The sequence below is a fragment of the Pseudoalteromonas sp. SG41-1 genome (assembly GCF_014164575.1).
GTDB classification, from domain to species: Bacteria; Pseudomonadota; Gammaproteobacteria; order Enterobacterales; family Alteromonadaceae; genus Pseudoalteromonas; species Pseudoalteromonas rhizosphaerae.
Window position 1 is genome coordinate 1 of sequence record NZ_JACJFL010000004.1, and the last position, 22,071, is coordinate 22,071.

16 protein-coding genes are annotated in these 22,071 nt (G+C 41.1%); 7 read left to right on the forward strand and 9 right to left on the reverse strand.

From position 1 onward, the window contains the following. Positions 1–122: 122 nt before the first annotated feature. Positions 123–506: an MAPEG family protein gene (locus tag H5203_RS04430; protein WP_182819422.1), complete on the reverse strand. Its 384-nt coding sequence runs from the start codon at positions 504–506 to the stop codon at positions 123–125. A 273-nt stretch (positions 507–779) separates the two neighbouring features. On the opposite strand from H5203_RS04430, the gene H5203_RS04435 reads away from it, so the two are divergent. Continuing rightward, entirely contained in the window at positions 780–1,661 is an 882-nt protein-coding gene (locus tag H5203_RS04435; RefSeq protein ID WP_182819423.1) for a DMT family transporter, read from the forward strand. Positions 1,662–1,717: 56 nt separating this feature from the next. On the opposite strand, the gene H5203_RS04440 is transcribed toward H5203_RS04435, so the two are convergent. The 3 genes from H5203_RS04440 to H5203_RS04450 form a co-directional block, all read right to left on the reverse strand. Further along, positions 1,718–2,035, reverse strand: a complete 318-nt coding sequence (locus H5203_RS04440) for a multidrug efflux SMR transporter (RefSeq protein ID WP_149982191.1) — start codon at positions 2,033–2,035, stop codon at positions 1,718–1,720. Beyond that, positions 2,035–3,567 carry a bifunctional GNAT family N-acetyltransferase/carbon-nitrogen hydrolase family protein gene (locus H5203_RS04445; RefSeq protein ID WP_145239976.1) on the reverse strand — a complete coding sequence of 511 codons (1,533 nt, stop codon included), beginning with the start codon at positions 3,565–3,567 and terminating at the stop codon, positions 2,035–2,037. The genes H5203_RS04440 and H5203_RS04445 overlap by 1 nt, the downstream gene beginning before the upstream one ends. 308 nt (positions 3,568–3,875) lie before the next feature. Beyond that, entirely contained in the window at positions 3,876–6,167 is a 2,292-nt protein-coding gene (locus H5203_RS04450) for a penicillin acylase family protein (RefSeq protein ID WP_182819424.1), read from the reverse strand. Positions 6,168–6,333: 166 nt separating this feature from the next. Here H5203_RS04450 and H5203_RS04455 point away from each other — a divergent pair, with 166 nt between their 5' ends. From H5203_RS04455 to nadE, 3 genes are all read left to right on the forward strand, one after another. Then, positions 6,334–9,699 (forward strand): ATP-binding protein, encoded by a 3,366-nt coding sequence (locus tag H5203_RS04455; protein ID WP_182819425.1) that lies wholly within the window; start codon positions 6,334–6,336, stop codon positions 9,697–9,699. 38 nt (positions 9,700–9,737) lie between these two features. Then, positions 9,738–10,361, forward strand: a complete 624-nt coding sequence (locus H5203_RS04460) for a YceH family protein (protein WP_145239982.1) — start codon at positions 9,738–9,740, stop codon at positions 10,359–10,361. 110 nt (positions 10,362–10,471) lie between these two features. Continuing rightward, on the forward strand, positions 10,472–11,308 hold the full coding sequence (nadE, locus tag H5203_RS04465; RefSeq protein ID WP_149982194.1) for an ammonia-dependent NAD(+) synthetase: 837 nt from the start codon (positions 10,472–10,474) through the stop codon (positions 11,306–11,308). On the opposite strand, the gene H5203_RS04470 is transcribed toward nadE, so the two are convergent. Beyond that, a complete protein-coding gene (locus H5203_RS04470; RefSeq protein WP_182819426.1) occupies positions 11,305–12,201 on the reverse strand; it encodes a sulfite exporter TauE/SafE family protein in 897 nt (298 codons plus the stop codon). The genes nadE and H5203_RS04470 overlap by 4 nt on opposite strands. Positions 12,202–12,419: 218 nt before the next feature. On the opposite strand from H5203_RS04470, the gene folM reads away from it, so the two are divergent. Genes folM through folX form a run of 3 tightly spaced genes read left to right on the forward strand, consistent with a single transcriptional unit; the run spans position 12,420 to position 14,077 of the window. Then, positions 12,420–13,139, forward strand: a complete 720-nt coding sequence (gene folM / locus H5203_RS04475; RefSeq protein WP_149982195.1) for a dihydromonapterin reductase — start codon at positions 12,420–12,422, stop codon at positions 13,137–13,139. Positions 13,140–13,158: 19 nt separating this feature from the next. After that, positions 13,159–13,713 carry a GTP cyclohydrolase I FolE gene (gene folE / locus H5203_RS04480; protein ID WP_145239988.1) on the forward strand — a complete coding sequence of 185 codons (555 nt, stop codon included), beginning with the start codon at positions 13,159–13,161 and terminating at the stop codon, positions 13,711–13,713. 4 nt (positions 13,714–13,717) lie between these two features. Beyond that, complete coding sequence (folX, locus tag H5203_RS04485) at positions 13,718–14,077, forward strand: dihydroneopterin triphosphate 2'-epimerase (protein ID WP_145239990.1); 360 nt, start codon at positions 13,718–13,720, stop codon at positions 14,075–14,077. On the opposite strand, the gene H5203_RS04490 is transcribed toward folX, so the two are convergent. The 4 genes from H5203_RS04490 to H5203_RS04505 all read right to left on the reverse strand — a co-directional run bounded on the left by H5203_RS04490 (position 14,074) and on the right by H5203_RS04505 (position 21,878). Then, positions 14,074–14,508: a YqaA family protein gene (locus tag H5203_RS04490; protein ID WP_145239992.1), complete on the reverse strand. Its 435-nt coding sequence runs from the start codon at positions 14,506–14,508 to the stop codon at positions 14,074–14,076. The two genes, folX and H5203_RS04490, sit on opposite strands and share 4 nt — an antisense overlap. 66 nt (positions 14,509–14,574) lie before the next feature. Continuing rightward, positions 14,575–14,946 (reverse strand): DUF4870 domain-containing protein, encoded by a 372-nt coding sequence (locus tag H5203_RS04495; protein WP_145239994.1) that lies wholly within the window; start codon positions 14,944–14,946, stop codon positions 14,575–14,577. 185 nt (positions 14,947–15,131) lie between these two features. Then, a complete protein-coding gene (locus tag H5203_RS04500; protein ID WP_145239996.1) occupies positions 15,132–17,312 on the reverse strand; it encodes a S9 family peptidase in 2,181 nt (726 codons plus the stop codon). A 168-nt stretch (positions 17,313–17,480) separates the two neighbouring features. After that, positions 17,481–21,878 carry a S8 family serine peptidase gene (locus H5203_RS04505; protein ID WP_182819427.1) on the reverse strand — a complete coding sequence of 1,466 codons (4,398 nt, stop codon included), beginning with the start codon at positions 21,876–21,878 and terminating at the stop codon, positions 17,481–17,483. Between the last annotated feature and the right edge of the window lie 193 nt (positions 21,879–22,071).

Here is a 22,071-nt window from a genome sequence, read left to right on the forward strand (position 1 = left end):
AAATAAAGCGCTAACTGCGTTATAATTTTTTCAAGTAGAACAACTACATGTCAAAATTTACGCCTTGTTATCACTGTATTTATCTGTCGCTATAAATGGTCAGTAACTTAACACGATTGGTATTACAAGCACACAACAATCATAGCGACTGCAGCAGCTAAACCAACCAGCCATGATAAAGAACGCAGTACGTCTAAATTTAGATAGTAAAAAGCACAATATAGAACGCGGGCAATAATATAAGTAATGGCTAATAGCTCAGTAACTTGGTGGACATTATTGGTGCCCAGCACGGTGGCTAACGCTACAGCAAACACGGCCAATGATTCAAAACAATTTTGATGTGCTGCCAGCGCCCTTGCGCCAAATCCGGTGAGCTTAGACTGTTGCTCTCTTGGCTGCTTATTATCGTAGCCATCGAGCTTGTTCATTGCAAATGCCACGGGGGCCTTGGCAAAGTAAGGCATCAGTACAGCAAGTAGTGCGCAAATAAGTAATATCGTCATCGTTACTCCTAATCATAGTTTTCATTAACTTAGCACAGCTAAACTGATCGCGTAATTGACTTGAGTAATAAAAAAGCCGCAATGACTTATATGAAATAAATACAAGGCATTGCGACTAACAATAACATCGCGATAACTATAGCCCAAAAAGTTGGATTTGCAGCTGTGGCATATTGTCGCAGCAAAGATATTTTCATTTTATGGAATCTTAGTTCGCTTTAGAGCCCTGGCACTGGTAACTTATCCGCCTCTGTGAATTGCTGTTTTTTCATTATGACTTGGATCTTTTTAACTATTTTAGCCGCTTTTATGCAGTCGTGGCGCAACGCTTTACAAAGTAAACTAAGTGCGCATGTGAGTGTTGCAGGCGTCACCTTAGCGCGCTTTATACTTGCAAGCCCACTTGCTTTGGCATATCTCATTTCATTATATCTCTATCAAGATGCTCCCTTACCCACCTTCAACCTAGCTTTTATTAGCTACATTGTCGGCGCGAGCATAGTGCAAATTATTGCAACAGGATTAATGGTGACGTTATTTAAAATGAATAACTTTGCTGTTGGTGCTGGTCTTGCAAAAAGTGAAGCTCTCGTTGCGGCTATACTAGGAGTATTATTTTTTGGCGCGACGCTATCTTTATTAGGCTGGCTTGGCGTGTTTATTGGCTCAATTGCAGTATTACTATTAAGTGGAATTGCTAACATTAAGCACTTTAGCTTAAAAACAGCCTTACTAGGCTTGGCCTGTGGGACAGCATTTGCACTCTCCTCATCATGGATACGCGAAGCAAGCCTAAACTCAGGTCTGTCGTTTCCTTATTCCGCAGCATGGGTTTTACTGCTTATTATCAGCCTGCAAACTATCATGCTATGTGGTTATATTACAGTAAGGGAACGCTCAACATTTCACGCTATGTGGAACCATAAAAAAACCACCAGTGCAGTGAGTTTTTTTAGCTGCATAGGCTCGATTGGTTGGTTTAGTGCGATGAGTTTACAGCATGTTGCCTATGTCAAAACCTTAGGGCAAGTAGAAGTATTTTTTACAATCTTGATCTCAGTTTTATGGCTCAAGCAGCCTTTAAAACGCCAAGATACCGCAGGGCTGGTGTTAATTGCTATAGCCGCAGTATTAGTCATGTTACCTTCGATATAAACAACAAAGGCGGCTCACTGCAACGTGGCCGCCTTTCGATTTTTTAATTCACTGAATTAATGGCTGATTTTCAATGTGATAACACCGCTAATAATCATTAATACACCGGCAATACGGCCGAATGTTGCTGCATCATTATAAAATAGTATCCCTACTAAAAATGTTCCTGCCGCGCCAATGCCTGTCCACACTGCGTAGGAAGTCCCCATCGAAATATCACGCTGTGCCAGCCATAACATAAAACCACTGGCGACCATAAACGCCACTGCAATGCCAATACCTAACCAGCGATGTTCACCCTCTTGCGACATTTTTAATCCTACAGGCCAGCCAATTTCCAGCAAGCCTGCAATAATTAAATAAATCCACGCCATTAATTTTCTCTCTTTTTCAATATTACATCGTACAGATCTTCACGACGATCTTTTAAGTTACGCACCGTGCCTTCACTGTGCAGAACTTTTAATTTATCCATATCTAAATCACTAAATAACAGCATTTCAGTATTGGGGGTTGCTTCATTAAGCGTAGCATCATGAGGGAACGAAAAATCAGACGGTGTTAATACCGCTGATTGTGAATACTGCACATCAAGACTTTCAACTTCTGGTAAGTTACCTACCGATCCGGCAATAACCACGTAGCATTCGTTTTCAATGGCCCGCGCCTGCGCGCAGTGGCGTACTCGTAAATAACTATTTTTGGTGTCGGTCCAAAATGGCACAAACAGAATATCGAGACCTTGTTTTGCTAAAATACGTGACAATTCAGGAAATTCAACATCGTAACAAATTTGAATACCCACGCGTCCAGCATCAGTATCAAATACCGCAATTTTGTCACCACCTTGAATCACCCAGTCATTTTGTTCATGAGGCGTGATATGAATTTTACGTTGTTCGTCAATTTTACCACTGCGATGGCATAAATAACTGACATTATAGATTTTATCGCCTTCAGCAAGCGGCATTGAGCCGGTGATAATATTCGCATTATACTCAATCGCCATACGCGACATCGCATCACGAAAAGTCTCCGTGTATTCGGCTAAATAACGAATAGCCTCGGTCTGATTTCTTTGCTCTGTAAGCCCCATTAGTGGCGCATTAAAAAACTCCGGAAAAAGAATAAAATCACTTTTGTAATCAGACACTGTGTCTACAAAATATTCGACCTGCGTGAGCATTTCTTCAACCGACTCAACACTGCGCATTTGCCATTGCACTGCGCCTACTCGCACTATCGACTTCGTTGATTCAAGTACCGTGTCGGTCGGTTCAAACATAATGTTATTCCACTCAAGTAGCGTGGCATAACCCACCGAATTTTGATCTTCCGGTAAATACTTTTTAAGTAAGCGTTTAACCTGGAAATCATTCGACAATTGAAAACTTAAAATTGGATCATACAGCTCTTTATGATCGACTTTGGCAATATATTCTGTTGGACTCATGTCACTGCTATGATTGTAATAACGCGGAATACGTCCGCCCGCCAAAATAGCCCGCAGATTATACTGACGACATAATTCTTTACGCGCATCATAAAGCCTGCGCCCTAAACGCATACCACGATGAGTAGGCGAAATAACCACATCTAAGCCATACAGCGCATCACCATCGGGGTCACTAAATACCCGGTCATGGCCGTCAACAATATCTTCATAGGTGTGCGGATTAGAAAAGCGCGTGTAATCAACTTGCACACTCAACGCAATCCCTACCAGCACGCCATCATCCACCATGCCCAACTGCCCTTCAGGGAACTGGTCAATCAGTCTAAATATAGTATGGCTTGGCCATGCACCACCTAAATCTGGATAAGCCTGATCCATCAAAGTTTTTACTTGTGGATACTGCTCTTTAGTTAAATTACAAATCTCAAGATGGGTTTTTTCTGCCGACATACACAACTCCTTTAGGCGTAGGACATTAAATTTGATAGTTCAATACGCGCATAATACGTGATCAGCTCTGAACGCTTGCTTAGTGCAGCATACCTAGCGCTGGTTTATTTTTAAGATAGCACCAACAACAGTGTTGAAGTAAGTATAAGTAGGTATAAATTTTTAGTTTTACACCTCTTTGCTCAGCTAACATTAACGCTGGTTTAGCGGTTTTCGACCTAAAGCTTAGGTTAATTGCACTTTATAAGAGTAAAAGTAATGGCCGAAATCAAGCGGCCACTACCTCAAAACAAGGTGGCTTTACTCATTTAAAGCTCATTTGCAGGTAATATTGTGATCTCATGCATTAGTGTTTTCGGTAATAGCGGCGTTGGTTTTGCAGCTACGTAGTCATCAAATCCTGCGCGATAAAATGGCGATAGTGGATGACCTGACTGGCCACCGGGAATGGCCATTATGGCGTTTTCTAAATGCCCAGGTTGAGCAATAAATCGCTGTGACGCACCAAAACTACGCCCCTGCACTGCTGGCATATAACTGTCGCCAAATCCTGGCGCTGTCGGCATATTTAATAATTTACTTAGTTGTGGTATTTGCTGTGCGAATGGATGCTCAATAACCAATTCATTAACTGTCCCCCACTGCCAACCTTTTAAGTTACTGCCAAACTCTTTACTTAAATTACTGACAACTTGACTAAATGAATCAGTTAATTGTGCATCCCAATCAGCAAATTGTGGATTTAACCAGCTATCTGGTTGCTGTTCAATAAGCTGCCATATTGCCGGCTCTAAATCACGTTTAACATACTTTAATGAACCGCCCTGAGCCTGTAAATTTGCTTGCATAGCCGTAAATACACTATTGATAACTTCATCACGATAACGCCTAACCAGCGTGTAGCCTATTGACGTTGCACAGGCGCAACCTTGCCAGTTATCTAACTCTTTTATGTACTGCTGATTAGCCGAACTATTTCTATTAAGCTGTTGCAGCAATAAGCTATGCCACGGTTGTAAAAAGCGCGCCTGATTATCATGCTGCAACTGGTTAAAATTAGCTTCATTAAAATGTTGCTTTTCATACAATCTATCACGAATTTGACTCGATCGTGCTCCCAAGGCATAACCACCATTACCAAAACGCTGGTCATCCAAAGCCGATACAACGCGAGAGTTCCCAGTCCATAAACGGCCATCAACAGGATTTTTAACTTCCGGCCTTTGCTGTTCATTATGCTGCCAAAGTGTTGAGTAGTCATTTTCCTGAACAGCTAGTTCACTGGGCTTAATACGCCCTGGAATGGCTCCCATATTTTTCCAACCCGCATTGCCTTGGCTATCTACCACCATTAAGTTTTGTACTGGAATACCCACTTCACTGGCAATCAGCAGCGCGTCATCGACAGTTGTTGCTTGTTCTAATTTCAATAAATCCATATCGACTGCATAAGGTTGATGGCCAACCCAGCTAAGCGCATAAGGCTTGCCATTTATTTCTCGCACTGGACCATACTCACTCAATGTCAGCTTATATTCTTCAATTGACCCATCGGGTAGTGCTATTTGCTCAACTTCTTGCCATGTTTTACTGTTATCAGTTAATGCTACCCAATCGGCAGTATCGAGGTAACCATTAGTAAATCCCCACGCAATATTGTTATTAGTTCCCACCACAATTGCTGGTGCGCCAGGCAAGGAAACCCCTGTCACTTGGCTCACTTTTCCTGACATTGCATAGTTAAGTTGCGCACGATACCAAATAACCGGCACCGCCATCGACAAGTGCATATCATCCGACAGCATCCCAGCACCTGTGGTAGTTAACTGCCCAGTCACCGCCCAGTTATTACTACCACGTTCTTGATTTGCATCAATCCTGAGTAAAGCTTGTAAGGTTTGCTTAGGAAATTCAGGAATAGTTAAATTATATGGTGCGAGTGTGCTGCCATCTAAAGCCGCTTGATATTGACTGGGTTGAGTTAAAAAACTGACCATTTCTGGGCCATAAATATCGGCAATTTGAATTAACGCTTGGTCACGTTCAAAGGTCGCCGTTTGTAAATCTAAGTACATACTGTAAATCACTAACAAACTGTCTTCACTGCGCCAAGGCTTTTGCTCAGCGCCTGTTAGTAAATATTCAAAACTGCTAAAACCTACCTGTGCTAAGCCTTCGTTAACGCCAGCGGCATAACTTGTTAATAATGCTTGATCTGCTTGAGGCAATTGCTCAACTATCGCAGCGCTGCGTTTTCGTAACTGGTGGAAGCGCATTTTTTTATCCAAACCTAATGCTGCTTTACCAAACAGTTCACTCAATTCACCTGCAGCATTACGGCGCAACAAATCCATTTGAAAAAATCGGTCTTGACCATGTGCGAAACCTAAACCATACGCAGCATCAAGGCGGTTCTCAGCTGAAATAACTGCTTGACCCAGTTGGTCTCGGGAGATTTTTACCGCTTGGCTGACGTGGTTACTACGCCCATTACCATCAAGCGCCGGTAAGCTAATTGACAGTACACCATAAATAACTGCTGTTGCAGCCAATCCTAAAATTACGATTGCTAACACCAACCACTTGATAATTTTAAACATGAACCAGTCCTTTCACTCTTAATTAGCTCTATCATAACCATAGTTTTATGAAAAAAGTGGGGTAATTTAAATAAAAAAAACAAATAGCTCAATTGATCGGACTATTTTTATTTCCGTGATAAATTGACTATAGTTGAACAGCCAAATATAAAAGCACAAGTCGCTAATGCCATTGTTAAAAACAGATGATCACAAACAAGTCTACAAATTTAAACTGATATTTTGGTGCTCGCTCGTTTTTATTTTATTAATCAGTTTAGTGCTTGATCAGATCAGTTATAAACGTGCCCAAGAATCTCATCGACTATTAATTTTATCTGAAGTAAGTAGCTACCGTACTCAACTTGAATCAACATTAGTATCGAATATTCAATTGGTGCGTGGTTTAGCTGTTGCAGTTGCTGCAGAGCCTAATTTAGATCAACAACGTTTTGCCCAAATTGCCGCGCCATTATTCGACACCTCATCTGAATTACGCAATATCGGTGGTGCACCTAATATGGTGATCCGCATGACTTACCCATTGGCAGGCAATGAAAAAGCCATAGGGCTAAACTTTTTAGATAACAAAGCACAACGTGCAGATGCAATTCGTGCGCGTGATAACAATGAAATAGTTATGGCAGGCCCACTTACATTAGTGCAAGGTGGCGAAGCATTAATTGCCCGAGTCCCTGTGTACCTTCCCCCTGACAAGCATTTTTGGGGACTGCTCTCGGTGGTACTCGACATAGACAAAATATATAAAAGAGCGGGTATCTACGAACTAGAAGAAGACTATGATGTTGCCATTCAAGGACGCAATGGCTTGGGTCTAAAAGGAGAGTTTTTCCGTGGTAAAGCGGATATTTTAGAGCGTAACCCTCTGGAATTTACTTTAACCTTTCAAGGTGGCGAGTGGGAAATTTTTGTTACTCCTAAAGTTGGTTGGGCACCTCCGAACTCTGCGATTTGGCCGCTGAGATTAGCAATATTTACTATTTGCGGGTTACTAATTTTAGCTTTCTTATTATTCTTAAAAATGCTCAATCGCCAGCTAAGAAATGAAAAAATGCTAGTGACAATGAGTAGTCTTGCAAAAATTGGCGCTTGGTCATTTAACCTTGAAACACAACAAGGATATTGGTCAGATATGACCAAAAACATTTTCAAATATCCGCTAGACGAACAACCGAATTGGCCAACGAACTTTACTTACTTTAAAGAAGGCGAAAGCCGTGACACGATAAAAAAGCTCGTTGAGCGAGCGATTAAATATGGTGAAAGTTACGAAGTTGAGCTCGAAGTTATCGATTCTAAAGGTAATGCTTTATGGGTGTTAGTGCATGGTGAGGCCGAAATCCGTAATGGCCGTTGTATTAAGATTTTTGGCTCTTTACAAGATATAAACGTCCGTAAATGCATTGAATTAGAAAGCAGTAAAACTGCTTTGCACAATGAGGTACTCGCCTCACTTACCGTTAATAACGCAGTGCTAACTGGTAATTTAAAACAAGCAAAAGATATTATTACACAATCAATTTGCGATGCATTTAATGTTGAACGTGCCAGTATATGGCTGTTCAATGATGCAAGAGATCAACTGCAATCATTTGCCCATCATGGTAAACACACCCCAAAGAACACTGCGTTACCAGCATGGCAGCAAACTGAGTTAAATGATTTTTTTACAGCGATTGATAATCAAGCTGTGATCCGCGCCTCAAATGCACTGAGCAATAAATTTACAGCCCCGCTTACAGCGCACTATTTAGCCCCTTTCGACATAAAATCAATGCTTTGTGTATCTATTCCTACTGGAAGCGGGGCGATTGGTATTGTTTGTGCTGAGCATTGTCAGTATCCGCGGGCATGGTCGCGTAACGAAGAAAGCTTTTTAATTGCCGTTGCCGCTTTAATTGGCAGTTTATATTCTAGCGAGCAACGTATAGAAACCGAGCAACAATTAGTCACAGCAAAAGAAGCAGCGGAACAAGCTGTAACCGCTAAAGGTGAGTTTTTAGCGAGCATGAGCCACGAAATTCGCACCCCGATGAACGGTGTGCTCGGGATGCTTAATATTGTGCAACAGACTAAGTTAGATCCTCAGCAAGCGCATCATATTGAATTAGCACAATCATCAGCGCAATCGCTGCTTAATATAATTAACGATATTCTGGATTTTTCAAAAATTGAAGCTGGTAAATTAAATATCGAAAAGATTGCTTTTAATTTACCGAAATTACTCGGTGAAGTGGTCGAGTCATTTGCCCTTAAAGTAGAGCAACATAATACTAAACTGATTTTAGATGCCACTAAAATTAATGTAAATAAGATTGTTAGTGACCCAAATAGGCTTCGCCAAATTATTAATAATTTACTCGGTAATGCCGTTAAATTTACTCATAATGGTGAAATTATCGTGAGCGCAAACTTAAAAAATACCACTAACGGGACTTTTTTAGATTGCTCAATTATTGATACCGGTATTGGTATTAAAGCCGACAAACAAGCTTCGTTATTTGATTCTTTCACTCAAGCCGATACCTCAACTACTCGCCAATATGGCGGCACAGGCTTGGGCCTGGCGATTGTTAAGCAGCTGTGTAATTTGATGGATGGAGAAATCAATGTCACGAGTGTTTATGGCCAAGGCAGTACATTTACTTTTTCCATTAAAGTACAGCCGCTACTGGGTAAAGAACAAGACTTACCGAGTCATTTAATTACAAACAAACATATTTTAATTGTCGATACTTGTCCGTTAAATAGCTCAATTGCGCAAAAACAACTGAATGTGTGGGGGGCACGTGCGCATATCCTCAAAAACTACCTAGCTTTGAGTTACTATCTCAATTCTAGCGATGAATTGATTGATGCTGTGCTGCTTGATTATAGCTTTTTTCAGCAAGCCGACGCCGCTGCAATTAATACATTGAAAACTTACCTAAGCAAGCATCACGTAAAACTGATCCTTATGGCACCAATGAGTTTCTCACAAGAAGCACATGCAAACTTGCCAATCGAAGCCGATTGCATGATTTTTAAACCACTAACGCCTTCGGACTTGTTTGATTCTTTGGCGAATGAAAAATTTATCGAGCAACAACAAAATAACAATGCACTACCAGCAAGTATTGCAATCAACAATACACACTTTGTAAATCAAGACAAAATCCTGCTGGTAGAAGACAATAAAGTAAATCAAGTCGTAGCCTGTGCATTACTAAAACAAGCAGGCATAAGTTTTGATATCGCTGAAAATGGTCTGGAAGCTATTGAAAAACTAAAAAACAAAACCACAGAACCATACAAGCTATTGTTAATGGACTGCCAGATGCCAGAAATGGATGGTTACCAAGCAACTAAGGCAATCCGTAATGGGGATGCGGGTGAATACTACAAAAACGTAACTATTATTGCGTTAACCGCAAATGCTATGCAAGGCGATAGAGATAAATGCCTCAGTGCAGGAATGACTGATTACCTAACCAAACCACTCGATTTTGATGCGCTTAATCCGAAACTGCAACAATGGCTTGGTAAACAATAAAGGTGTAAGCTAAGGCATAACAAAAAGAAGGATTTATTATGCAACTCACTGCTATTGAACAACGTGTGATCGGCTGCCTACTTGAAAAACAAAGCACCACACCAGAGCATTACCCGCTGTCACTAAATGCATTGACCAATGCGTGCAATCAAAAATCGAACCGAGAGCCAGTGCTCACGCTCAGCGAAACTGAAGTACAAGAGGCGCTAGACTCGCTAGTTTCCCAGCGGTTAGTTACATTAGACGAAGGGTTATCTGGACGCGTAACTAAGTTCGCACATCGCTTTTGCAATACTGAATTTGGTAATTTACAGTTAACGGAGCAACAGCGCGCTATTATTTGTTTAATGCTGCTACGTGGCCCACAAACCCCTGGTGAATTAAGAACCCGCAGTAATCGGCTCGCTGAGTTTAATAATGTTGCTGAAGTTGAGTCGGCATTAAATGCCTTGATGACTGCCGAACATGTGACTAAACACCCGCGAGAACCCGGCAAACGTGAAAGCCGTTACAGCCATTTATTTGCTGATCCACAAAGTGCTGTTGCAGTAGAACCACCTGAATTACCTGCACTCAAAGCTGACGAGTTGAATGAGTTACTTGCTGAAATTGATGAGCTAAAAGCTGAATTACAAAAAATTAAGCTACATTTAGGGCTTTAAATTAAACCCTTTGAATTAGATAATAATTCCAATTGCATTAAATAGAGATCATGCTTTTAAGCTAATTGGTATAACCATGACAACCAATAATATTATTAGGAGAGCTCAGCATGCGCGCTGAAATAGTGGCAGAAATGAAAGTCCAGCCAAATATAGACGTCAACAACGAGATCACACGCCGCGTAAACTTTATAAAAAACCGTTTAGTGGCAGCACATTCACGCTCTTTAGTGCTGGGGATTAGTGGCGGTGTAGATTCATCTACCTGTGGTCGCTTATGCCAACTCGCCGTTAACGAATTAAATGCGCAGCAGCAAACCGACAAGTATCAATTTATTGCGGTTCGCTTACCGTATGGTGTGCAAGCTGATGAAGCTGAAGCGCAATTGGCTGTTGATTTTATTCAACCAAATAAACGCCTAACAGTGAATATTAAACCCGCAGCAGACGGCATGCATGAGCAAGCATTAGCGGCAGTGGTAGGTTGCGGTGATGCACTGCCGGAACAAGCACAAATTGATTTTATAAAAGGTAATGTGAAAGCCCGCCAACGCATGGTCGCGCAATATGAAATTGCCGGACTGTGCCAAGGCCTCGTTGTTGGTACTGATCATAGCGCCGAGAACATTACTGGCTTTTATACTAAATTTGGTGATGGCGCATGCGACTTAGCGCCATTATTTGGCTTATCAAAACGCCAAGTACGCGCATTAGCCAAGCAGTTAGGTGCACCCGATTTACTCGTTAATAAAGCGCCAACAGCCGACCTAGAGTGTGATCGCCCTGGCCTTACTGATGAAGAAGCCCTTGGTTTAAGCTATGAACAAATTGATGACTTTTTAGAAGGCAAAGAAGTCAGTGACGAGGTAAGTGAAAAACTCATCGCAATTTATCTACGCACTCAACATAAACGCCAAGCTATTCCAACCATTTACGACGATCTTTAGGCTGTCATAAGTTCATAAACCGTAAATGACACTTCTAGGGCAATTAACAATAAGAAAAATGTGATTAATTGCCCGCTTTTCACTTTAGCACAAACATAAGCCCCTAACGGTGCTCCTACTACAACCACTGGAATAGCCGCTAATAAATACGACTGTATTTCGCTGCTTAAGCTATTGAAGAACCATACGTTAGCAATGCTTGCCACTACAGACGTTATTGCCATGATAATCACCGAGGTTGCAGTCGCTTTTTGAATATTAGCGTTGCAGGCGATAATCAATAACGCAAAAATAGCAATGTCAGCTCCCGAACCAACTAAGCCAGATGCAACTCCTCCAATAACAGCAACTAATGCAACTGTAAATGTACTAACGTGTATATCGGTTTGACTACATACATGTTGCACCCTGCAGTAAATACGCCATAAAAGAGTTAATGCGAAGCATATTAAAAGTACGCTAAAGACTCCTTTAACCACCAGTCTTGGTAATTGATCGGCAATAAAAGTAAGGCTTAGTAATACGCCAACTAATGCAGCAGGAGCTGCGATTAATACCACTTGGCGATAATATGGAATACCAGTAAAAATAATGGTTAATGCGGCCGCACTCATACCAAAACTTTGAATCGCTAACGAGAATACTTTTGCGGTTACAGGATCTATTGCCAGTAACTTAGCCATCACAGGAAATGCTACTGCGCCACCACCAAGTGCAGTGCCACCAGCAACAAAAGACCCAAAAGCCATAGTCACAACAATGCTAAACTCTGCGATAACACTTTGTAGCGCAGCATTTGCGCCTTGCCAAGCAATTAATGAACAATACACGCCAGCAACAAATAACCAGGGGATCATACGCAGTTTATGGATCGGTTTAGGTGGTGATTGCATAGTTACAGATCATAAATTGAAGTTTTATTATTATGCCTGACAATCATCGCAGAGCAAATGATCGCAACTGTTCGTTACGGCGTACAAACAGATTGTTATATGAGTGCAATATCTTTGCAGTAAAGATGAAATAGTTCTGTAATTTAGTTTATAGTTGTTAGTAAACACATGGCAATCCAGCTCATCGCATTAAAAAACCTAAGGATTTGTATTTAGTTATGACATCGCCCATTTTAATAACAGGTGCCGGCCAACGTATTGGTTTAGCACTGGCAAAACATTTTATAGCCCAAGGGCAAGCTATTATCGTTACTTACCGAACTCGCCATCCCGCTATTGATGAATTATCTGCCCATGGTGCTGTATGTGTTTACGCAGACTTTAGCACTGACAACGGCATTAATGAGTTTGTCAGTCAATTAAAGCTGCACACAAATAGCTTAAAGGCGGTGATCCACAATGCATCGAGTTGGGACTGCGAAGCGAATAATCCAGATAGCAGTACGCTATTTGATAACATGATGCGGATCCATGCAAAAGCACCTTACTTAATTAACTTAGCGCTTAGCGAGTTACTGTTAAATTTTCAGCAACAGCAGCAACACCCTGCTGATATCATTCATTTAACTGATTATGTTGTTGAAAAAGGAAGTCCAAAGCATATCGCATATGCCGCAAGTAAAGCCGCCTTAGAAAATATGACAAAATCATTTGCAGCTAAGTTTGCCCCGAATATTAAAGTGAACGCTATCGCCCCTTCATTAATTATTTTTAATGATCACGATAGCGATGAGTACCGAGAAAAAACCCTTAAAAAATCATTAATGGGCATCGAGCCCGGTTGTCGCGAAATTATAAACAGCGTCGATTTATTGCTTAGCAGCCATTACATCACGGGACGTTCTTTACCCGTAGATGGTGGCAGACATTTAAAATAACGGATTAATCGAGAAATTTATGCACGATCAATTAAAAAATAGTTACCACGAAATTATTACTGCTGTAGGTGAAGATCCACAACGTGAAGGCCTATTAGACACGCCAAAACGCGCCGCCAAAGCGATGGAATATTTGACCAAAGGCTATCGTCAAACATTAGAAGAAATTACCAATAATGCGGTATTTACTTCTGATGCAGATGACATGGTTTTAATTCAAGATATAGAGCTTTATTCGATGTGTGAACATCATTTATTACCATTTGTAGGGCGCTGTCATATTGCTTATATTCCTAACGGCAAAGTGCTGGGTTTATCGAAATTTGCGCGTATTGTTGATATGTTTGCACGCCGCTTTCAAATTCAAGAACAACTGACTCATCAAATCGCTAAAGCGGTTGAAGAAGTCACCGGTGCTAAAGGCGTTGGTGTAATAGTGGAAGCAAAACATATGTGTATGATGATGCGTGGGGTTGAAAAACAAAACTCAAGTATGCGTACGTCGGTAATGCTAGGTAACTTCAGAGCCGATCCAAAAACCCGCAATGAGTTTTTACAACTTGTAAAAGGCTAATCCTATGGCCAATGCAATTATCCATGTAACTAACTTACGGCTGCGCACTTTTATTGGCTTTAACCCCGATGAACGTGAGAAAAAGCAGGATGTAGTGATCAATTTAGAAATTCACTATCCTGCTGAGCAAGCCTGTGAAACGGATCAAGTTGAACAAGCACTTAATTATAAAGTGATCACCAAAGAAGTGATTAGTATTGTTGAGCAAGGTCACTTTTTATTGCTTGAAAAACTAGTGGCAGAAATACTCAGTGTTTGCCATAGCCATAGCAGCGTGAATTATGCAAAAGTGCGAGTTGATAAACCTCACGCTTTGCGTTTTGCAGATTCAGTATCGCTAACACTCGATTGGAGTAAAGCTTAAAGCAACTTATCCAGCCCAACGGCAAAGGCTAGTACAAGCAAGTAACGTGCGCCTTTGCCAAGGGTAACCAGCCATAAAAATGTCCACCAGCGCACTTTAAAAATGCCTCCTACAACTGTTAGCGGATCACCAATAATTGGTAGCCATGCCAACAACAGGCTATAAACACCATACTTTTCAAAGCGCTCTGCAGCCTTATCGATACTTGCCTGTGACACGGGAAACCATTTCCGATCCTTAAAACGTATGACTTGCGTGCCTAACCAGTAATTAACGCAACTACCTAGTACGTTACCAACTGTGGCACTGAGCCATAACAACCAAAGTAAATATTCTCCTTTGGTCACCATTGCTGTGAGTACCACTTCTGATGAGCTTGGCAATAATGTTGCCGAAATAAACGCAGTAAAGAACAGAGTTAAATAAGCCATCTAAGCCTTTATTAATACATATAAAAAACCCAGCATTTGCTGGGTTTGATAAAAATGAAGAGTAGTTTATTTTATCAATTGTAAGCTAAATGGGTAGTTAAACTCTTTACCGTCATTAGTTTTGATTGCGCCAATCACCACCATAATAAACGAGAAAATAGCGACTATAGGTAATAGAATTACTCCGATAACTGCAAACATCAAAATCAAACACACTATATATGCTATGAACATAGTGATTTGAAAGTTAAGCGATTTACGCCCATGTTCAGCCACTAATGGCATTTCGTCTTTTTTTATTAACCAGACAATCAGCGGACCGATGATACTACCCATAGGTATAATAAATCCGGCTAATGCGCTTAAATGACATAACATCGCCCACATACGCTCATCTTTACTCGTTATAACTGGTTCAACCTGTTGATTATCTTCCATTACCATCTCCTTATTTCGTTAATACCTATATGCTGACCTTTTTCAGTCTTAATGTCTAGATTTTAATCAGCGTCGTCGATACTGCTAAGCTCGAGCAAGTGTGCAAAACCACAACACTTAATTTAGACAAAAAATTAAGACGTAACCTAAGTCACGCCTTAATTGTAAAACACTAAAATCAGTTATTACTTTTTAATACCAGCTAAATCTAAGATAAATGCATAATTTAGAGCTGTATCTTGAAGGCTTTTAAAACGCCCAGATGCGCCACCATGGCCTGCTTCCATATCAATTTTAAACAGTAATTTATTATCATCGGTTTTAAACTCACGTAATTTTGCAACCCATTTTGCTGGTTCAAAATATTGCACTTGAGAATCATGCAAACCTGTGGTGACCAACATATTTGGATACGCTTGTTTACTCACTTGATCGTACGGTGAGTAAGACAGCATATAATCATAATATAGTTTGTCATTTGGGTTGCCCCACTCGCCGTACTCGTTGGTTGTTAATGGTAAGCTCGCATCTAACATAGTGGTCACTACATCAACAAATGGCACAGCCGCAACCATCCCCTGATAAAGCTCTGGTGCTTGGTTTGCCACGGCGCCCATTAATAAGCCGCCCGCACTGCCGCCCATCGCGAATATTTTATCTTGCGCACCATACTGCTGGGTAACTAAGCCTTTGGTTACATCAACAAAGTCATTAAAAGTATTCTTTTTATTGAGTAGCTTGCCATCTTCATACCAAGGACGACCAAGCATCTGCGAGCCACGAATATGCGCGATAGCAAATACAAAGCCTCGATCAAGTAAACTCAAACGGCTACTAGAAAAACTTGGATCCATGGTTGCCCCATACGACCCATAGCCATATTGTAACAATGGATTAGTGCCATCTTTTTTGAATTTATCTTTGCGATAAACTAAACTCACCGGTACTTTTACGCCATCTCGCGCAGTAATAAATAGTCGCTCCGATGCATAATTATCGGCATTAAAATCACCGATCACTTGTTGCTGTTTTAACAGTGTTTTCGTTGTGCTATTCAAATCGATATCATACGATGAACCAGGCGTCGTCATACTGGCATAATATACTCGTAAGCTTTCGCTATCTAATTCATTATTACCATATGTACTGACCATATAACTGCTGTCATTAAAGCTCAGCTGCTGTTCATCACCCGACTTTAAGTTGCGTATCGTTAAACGAGATTGCCCCATTTCACGCTCTTTATACACTAAATGGTCAGTGAACAAATCGATGCCTTCAAGCTTAATATCATCACGCGCAGCGATCAGTGTTTGCCAATTCGCTTTGTCGTGCGCTTTATCTTTATCCACCGTCATTAGCTGAAAGTTTACTGCGTTAAGGTTAGTGACTATGTAATAAGTATCACCGAGTTTAGCAATATCATATTCTAGGTTTTCTTCACGTTCAATTAAGCGCTTTGGCTGTGCCTTGACGTCATTAGCATCAATTACCGACACACCTGAAGCGTTAGTACTGCCATGCCAAATATAAATTTCTTGTTTGTCTTTACTCTTACCAAGGCCAGTGTAATAACTTGTGTTAGTCTCTTCGTACACTAACTCATCTTGTGCTTGTGACGTACCTAAGGTATGGCGATAAACCTGATAACCTAGCAATGTCTGTAAGTCTTTTTTAATGTAATAAAAAGTTTTATTATCATTCGCCCAGACGATATCACCATCTGTCCCTTCGAGCTTATCTTCTAGTAATTTACCGGTCTTTAAATCTTTCACTAAAATAGAGTAGATTCGTCGACTTACCGTGTCTTCACCATATGCTAATAAGTGACCATTTGGGCTGACAGATAAACCTGTTGCCGCGAAATAGTCATGGCCTTTTGCCAACTCATTTACATCTAATATAACGTGTTGATCAGTGCCCTTATCATCGCTACTGCGAACATAAGTCGGGTATTCATTATCCCCTCGCGTTTGCGATGAATAATAATAATCGCCACTTTTAGTTGGCACGGAGTCATCATCTTTTTGAATGCGCCCTTTTAACTCTTCAAACAAAGTAGTTTGTAAAGCTTTAGTATGCTTTAGCATCGCATCAGTATAGGTATTTTCTGCATTAAGGTGTGCTATGACAGCTGCATCTTTTCGTTCATCGTCACGCATCCAATAGTAATTATCGGTGCGCGTATCACCATGAATAGTCATTTCGAAAGGGATCTTATTGGCTACCGGTGCAGTTACATTAACCACTGCAGCTTCACTCTGTACAGCCTCGGATTTTATATTATTTTGTTCTGGAGCTTTATTACAGCCCGCTAAAATAGCTAACGACAAAGCCGCTAACGCAAATGATTGACGTGTTTTCATAGTATTCCCTAGAGTTATTATTATTCCACTACTAGCAATATATCTAACTAGCTGTTGATTACCTATATTAGTTTGTAAAGCAATGTAAAAAGGGAGCCTAAGCTCCCTTTGTTTGATTAACTTTGCTCGTTAATCACTGATAATTAAAATGACTAACTAAACAATTAATTACTTTTGTTTTCGGCGGCGCATAAATGCAAATGGTGCAATAAGCAATGTTAACCATGCTAGTGAACCGCTGTCACCGTCATTATTATCGTCATCTTTGCCCACAATATTCTTTACTCGTACTTCAACATCAACAGCTTTAGAGTTATTACCCGCACTATCAACAGCGATAACACTAAATGTAAAGTTACGCTCATATTCATAATCAATACTACCTACAACAACAATTTCACCCGCAGCATTAACAGTGACTAAGTCAGTGCCTGACACAATAAACTTAGTAACAGGACTTACATCAGCATCTGGATCACTAAAGTTAAGTTTACCAATCACAGTGCCAAGCGCTGTATTTTCATCAACACTAAAGCGTTGATTATCAGCAATAACTGGCGTGTTTTCTAATGCGTCTTGCGCTACAGTGATTGTTACTTCAACAGCTGCAGATTGATTACCAGCACTATCCGTTGCGCTAACCATCAGCTTTATCTCAGGTGTTGCATCATAATCAACGTCACCCGCCACTGTGATTTGGCCAAGTTCATCAATTGCAATACCGTTATGACCTGCAACTGTGTAGCTTACAATTGGTGTTACTGCTGTATCTGGATCAATAGCACGTATTTGACCAATCACAGTGCCTACCACGGCATTTTCTTGCACTTTAAAAGTTTGCCCGGCTTCGATAATTGGCGCAACTTCTGCTCCTTCATCAGCGACATTTAACACGTTAATCGTCACAATTTCAGCAGCTGACTGATGACCATCTTCATCAATTGCGACTATCTCTAACGTAATAGTACTTTGCTCTTCAAAATTAAGTAGTTGAGCAACGGTTAGCATCCCCGTATTATCAATCGTGATTGCATCACTTCCCGCTACAGTAAACATAGTGATTGAACTGTTATCTGGATCTGTGAAAGCTAATTGAGCAAATGCGGTAGCTACTGGGGTGTTTTCTGCAACAGAGAATACTTGGCCAGAATTTATAATTGGGGTTACTTCGCTCGCTTCATCTGCAACATTGGTAATGTTAATAGTAATAACAGCTGGCTCTGATGTATTTCCCAAAGTATCGATGGCAACAACGACTAGTTCAGCGATGTGCTTACCAACTTCAAAATCAACTAACTCGCTGTTTGATACAAGAATTTGCCCTTTATTATCAACACTAAAGCCTTGATGAGTTTGCGATTGCACATAAAACTCAGCAATCGCTAAATCTCTATCTGATTCCACAACACTCAAGGTGCCAACGAGATGGCCGTTTTCCGCATTTTCAACAACATCAAATGATGCATTTGCAAGCTTAGGAGCCTGCGTTTTTGGTAACACTAAGTCTTCAGCAGTCACTAGTTTCAGTACATCTTGTAATGACGATGCTGTAAAAGCAAATGGCGCACTAGCATTCACAATCGCTTTTTCACCTGGCGCAAGTTGATTTACGACTGTATCACTGCCATCCACCGCAGTTAAACTCACTGACGCTGAAGAACTAAAGGTCGTAGCGCCAACTAGACTATCTGTTTCAAAGTACACGCCGCCACCATAAGATGGATAGCCTACAGATGCCTTAATATTTAACGGATCACCTAAATTATCACGTGTTAATCCAAGTGTGCTGCTACATACCGAGAAGGTAATAGTATCTGCACCGGCTGATTGATATAACGGTGTCAAAAACCGAAGCGTTTCTGCGCCAGCGTCATCGATAGTACCAATAACAGTACGTGAACGCCCTGGCGAAGTCGTTTTACGACCTCGGTCATTGTAGTTCTGCATAAGGAAGTCATAGGCACCATCGTTGTTGGTGTCTATATCTAAACGATAACCTGCTTGGAATACATGAGTGATCTCATCACGTAACTGAATCGATGCTGTAACTAATACACCAGATTCACATCCTTCAGCTGCTATTGCATTGAATGTAGTTGCAAGAATATTGAACGGTGCCTCTGCTGCTGACTTAACTTTACCAGTTGCAACAATATTTTCTGTCATTGTTGAAACTGTTGTTGCCCCGGTATTCTCAACGATAAGTTGCATCTCATTACCAACCACTTCCGGAGCAATACTTAATTCACTAGCCGCTTTTGGTAGCGCATGATAAACAACATGTAGCGCATAATCTGAATCAGTATCATCCACATCGTCAAACACTAAGGCGCCGTCAAACTCTGCGAGCGTTAATGCGGCGCTTCGTGCAGCTACCGACTCGGCATCAAATGGGTTTTCCAGTTTCCACTCGTGCAATTTACTAGGATCAACCGTTAGCGTTACATCAAACTCTGTAGTTTGACCTGCGGGAATTGTTACGCTGGCTGGAATATCCCAACTGATTGCACCGCTGTTTTTATCATTTGCGTAACGTGCTTCAGTCCGTAATTTGTAGGTTTTTTCTTGTGTCGAGAAATTTTTCACGGTGACTGTTTTGCTGATTGACCTAACGCCAGTAAAATTTTCTAAGCCAAACGATAATGCCGCTTGTTTAGTTTTAAACTCGGTATTATCAACCCATGCTGCAACAGGCAGATTAACCGCTTTTTCAACGTTAACTAAACCAGCACCAATCATACTAATTGGTGCTAATTCAGAATCTGGATTTGTGCTAAGCGGCTCATTAGTCACATTTAGATCTGCCGTATTCATTAATGTTGCTTTAATTTCAAAGGCATTACGCTGTGGGTGCGCTGCGCGTACTAACGCAACCGCACCGGCAGTAATCGGTCCTGAAAAGGATGTACCTGAAGCTGGAGCTAGTTGATCTTGCGTACCAGTTGCTGCAACCATAATGCTTGTACCTGGCGCTGTGATTTCAGGTTTTAATAAACCATCCATTGATGGACCGCGCGATGAAAAGGTTGCCACAGCACCTGATGTTACTTTACGCTCAACAACTAAGCTATATGTAGCCTTGCCTGATACTTTAAGCTCCGCTTTTATCGCTGCCCCGGCAGCATAAGTAATGCCAATATTTGGGATGGTAACCGTGGCATCAAATCCACCCATTGAAGCAGGAGTACCGTCATCTTCGTTATTTGCAATAAATACAAACGATGCGCCGCGCTGTTGTGCATGCAGTACTTTTTTCGTGAAATTACATTCACCACGATCTATAAGCACCGCTTTATTATTAAAATCGGTGTCTTCTGAAAATGCTTCACAGCCATTTTGATTTGCGGTTGGGTAAACAAGTTCAGCATCGGTATCTGCCATAGCAAATGCGGTTTGCGGACCAAAACCTGAAACTTGAAAAACAACCTCTTCTCCAAGCACGGTACCTGAAGCAATCCCAATATCTAATGTTGGATGCGTCATCGCACCAACTGCAAGTGCGTTTGGCGTGGTACTTGGTCCCCCAATACGAAAAGGATGATCGCCATCATTGCCTGCTGAGATAACAACATTTACACCTAAATCAACCGCTTTTTGAATTAAGTATTGAGTACCTCCGTCAGTTTCAGTGCCACCAAACTCGCCACCTAAAGACATATTAATAACATCTACGCGGTCAGAGATATCGCCATCACCATTAGGATCCATTGCCGCTTCTAATGCTGATGCTTGTGCTGCACTTGGACAACCACCACCACACACTGAGTACACATATAACTCTACTTCAGGAGCAATTCCAGTGACAGAGTGAGAAACAGACGTACCATGACTGGTCGGTTCATCAACATCGGGGATCACGACTACAGGATCATGTTCAATTGGATCAGCATCGTCACGAATAAAGTCGTAGCCACCATGTACGATGCCTTGCGGCCAAGCTACAGAAGTAGGATCAGCTTGAGCTGCGTCATACGCCTCTACGGTACCCGCACCACCAAAAACGTTGTGCGTGTAGTCAACACCTGTATCCAGTACCGCTACCGTTTGACCTTTACCTGTTACAACCCCATTTGCAACCAATGGTGAAGCTTTTAAATAATCTGCAGATGCGGCGACATGTAATTCATAATCATACATTGGCAGCACTTTCTCAACTCGGTAGTCACGGGCAATTTTTTCTAACGCCTCAGGGCTTGCTTGTACAATCAAAGTAGGCGCCAGCACTTTAGTTTGGCCGATTACTTTTGTACCAAAATCTAGACTACTTAGTTCAATTGTCACTTCACTTTGCACTTGCTCAATTTGTGCAATGGTTGCACGGCTGTCACCTATTTGATAAATACCTTGCGCCATTAGATCGGCGGCGGTTGTCGCTCTTAGCACAATCATATGAGCTGATGGTAACTGTTCTTTAACTTCGGTTTCATTAAATGTAGCTGTAGAGAAATTATTGAGAGCGGTAATACTGTGTGCTGTTTGCACTGTTTGTGCATTTACCGATGCCGCCATTAGCGCTGATGATACTGCAATTGATAAGGCTGTTTTTGTTATTAACTTGTTAGACATAAATTCCTCTGATGAGATTATTGTTATTAAATGTCCCCAAAAAGAAACATCAAGTCCCGAATACTACACCAGCAAGAAACAAAAAAACAACATTGAAACAAAAAGTGTAACCATTTTAGGTAATCACAATAAATTTAAAACAAAAAAAATACCGCCCAATGGCGGTATTTTAACTAAAGCTATATGCCTTTAG

Bases quoted from the DNA above. Each gene is read 5' to 3' on its own strand.
- folE (WP_145239988.1), top strand. From the start codon at position 13,159: ATGCACGATCAATTAAAAAATAGTTACCACGAAATTATTACTGCTGTA.
- H5203_RS04500 (WP_145239996.1), bottom strand. From the start codon at position 17,312: ATGAAAACACGTCAATCATTTGCGTTAGCGGCTTTGTCGTTAGCTATT.
- H5203_RS04505 (WP_182819427.1), bottom strand. From the start codon at position 21,878: ATGTCTAACAAGTTAATAACAAAAACAGCCTTATCAATTGCAGTATCA.
- folM (WP_149982195.1), top strand. From the start codon at position 12,420: ATGACATCGCCCATTTTAATAACAGGTGCCGGCCAACGTATTGGTTTA.
- H5203_RS04430 (WP_182819422.1), bottom strand. From the start codon at position 506: ATGACGATATTACTTATTTGCGCACTACTTGCTGTACTGATGCCTTAC.
- H5203_RS04435 (WP_182819423.1), top strand. From the start codon at position 780: ATGACTTGGATCTTTTTAACTATTTTAGCCGCTTTTATGCAGTCGTGG.
- H5203_RS04470 (WP_182819426.1), bottom strand. From the start codon at position 12,201: ATGCAATCACCACCTAAACCGATCCATAAACTGCGTATGATCCCCTGG.
- H5203_RS04490 (WP_145239992.1), bottom strand. From the start codon at position 14,508: ATGGCTTATTTAACTCTGTTCTTTACTGCGTTTATTTCGGCAACATTA.
- H5203_RS04450 (WP_182819424.1), bottom strand. From the start codon at position 6,167: ATGTTTAAAATTATCAAGTGGTTGGTGTTAGCAATCGTAATTTTAGGA.
- nadE (WP_149982194.1), top strand. From the start codon at position 10,472: ATGCGCGCTGAAATAGTGGCAGAAATGAAAGTCCAGCCAAATATAGAC.
- folX (WP_145239990.1), top strand. From the start codon at position 13,718: ATGGCCAATGCAATTATCCATGTAACTAACTTACGGCTGCGCACTTTT.
- H5203_RS04495 (WP_145239994.1), bottom strand. From the start codon at position 14,946: ATGGAAGATAATCAACAGGTTGAACCAGTTATAACGAGTAAAGATGAG.
- H5203_RS04460 (WP_145239982.1), top strand. From the start codon at position 9,738: ATGCAACTCACTGCTATTGAACAACGTGTGATCGGCTGCCTACTTGAA.
- H5203_RS04440 (WP_149982191.1), bottom strand. From the start codon at position 2,035: ATGGCGTGGATTTATTTAATTATTGCAGGCTTGCTGGAAATTGGCTGG.
- H5203_RS04455 (WP_182819425.1), top strand. From the start codon at position 6,334: ATGCCATTGTTAAAAACAGATGATCACAAACAAGTCTACAAATTTAAA.
- H5203_RS04445 (WP_145239976.1), bottom strand. From the start codon at position 3,567: ATGTCGGCAGAAAAAACCCATCTTGAGATTTGTAATTTAACTAAAGAG.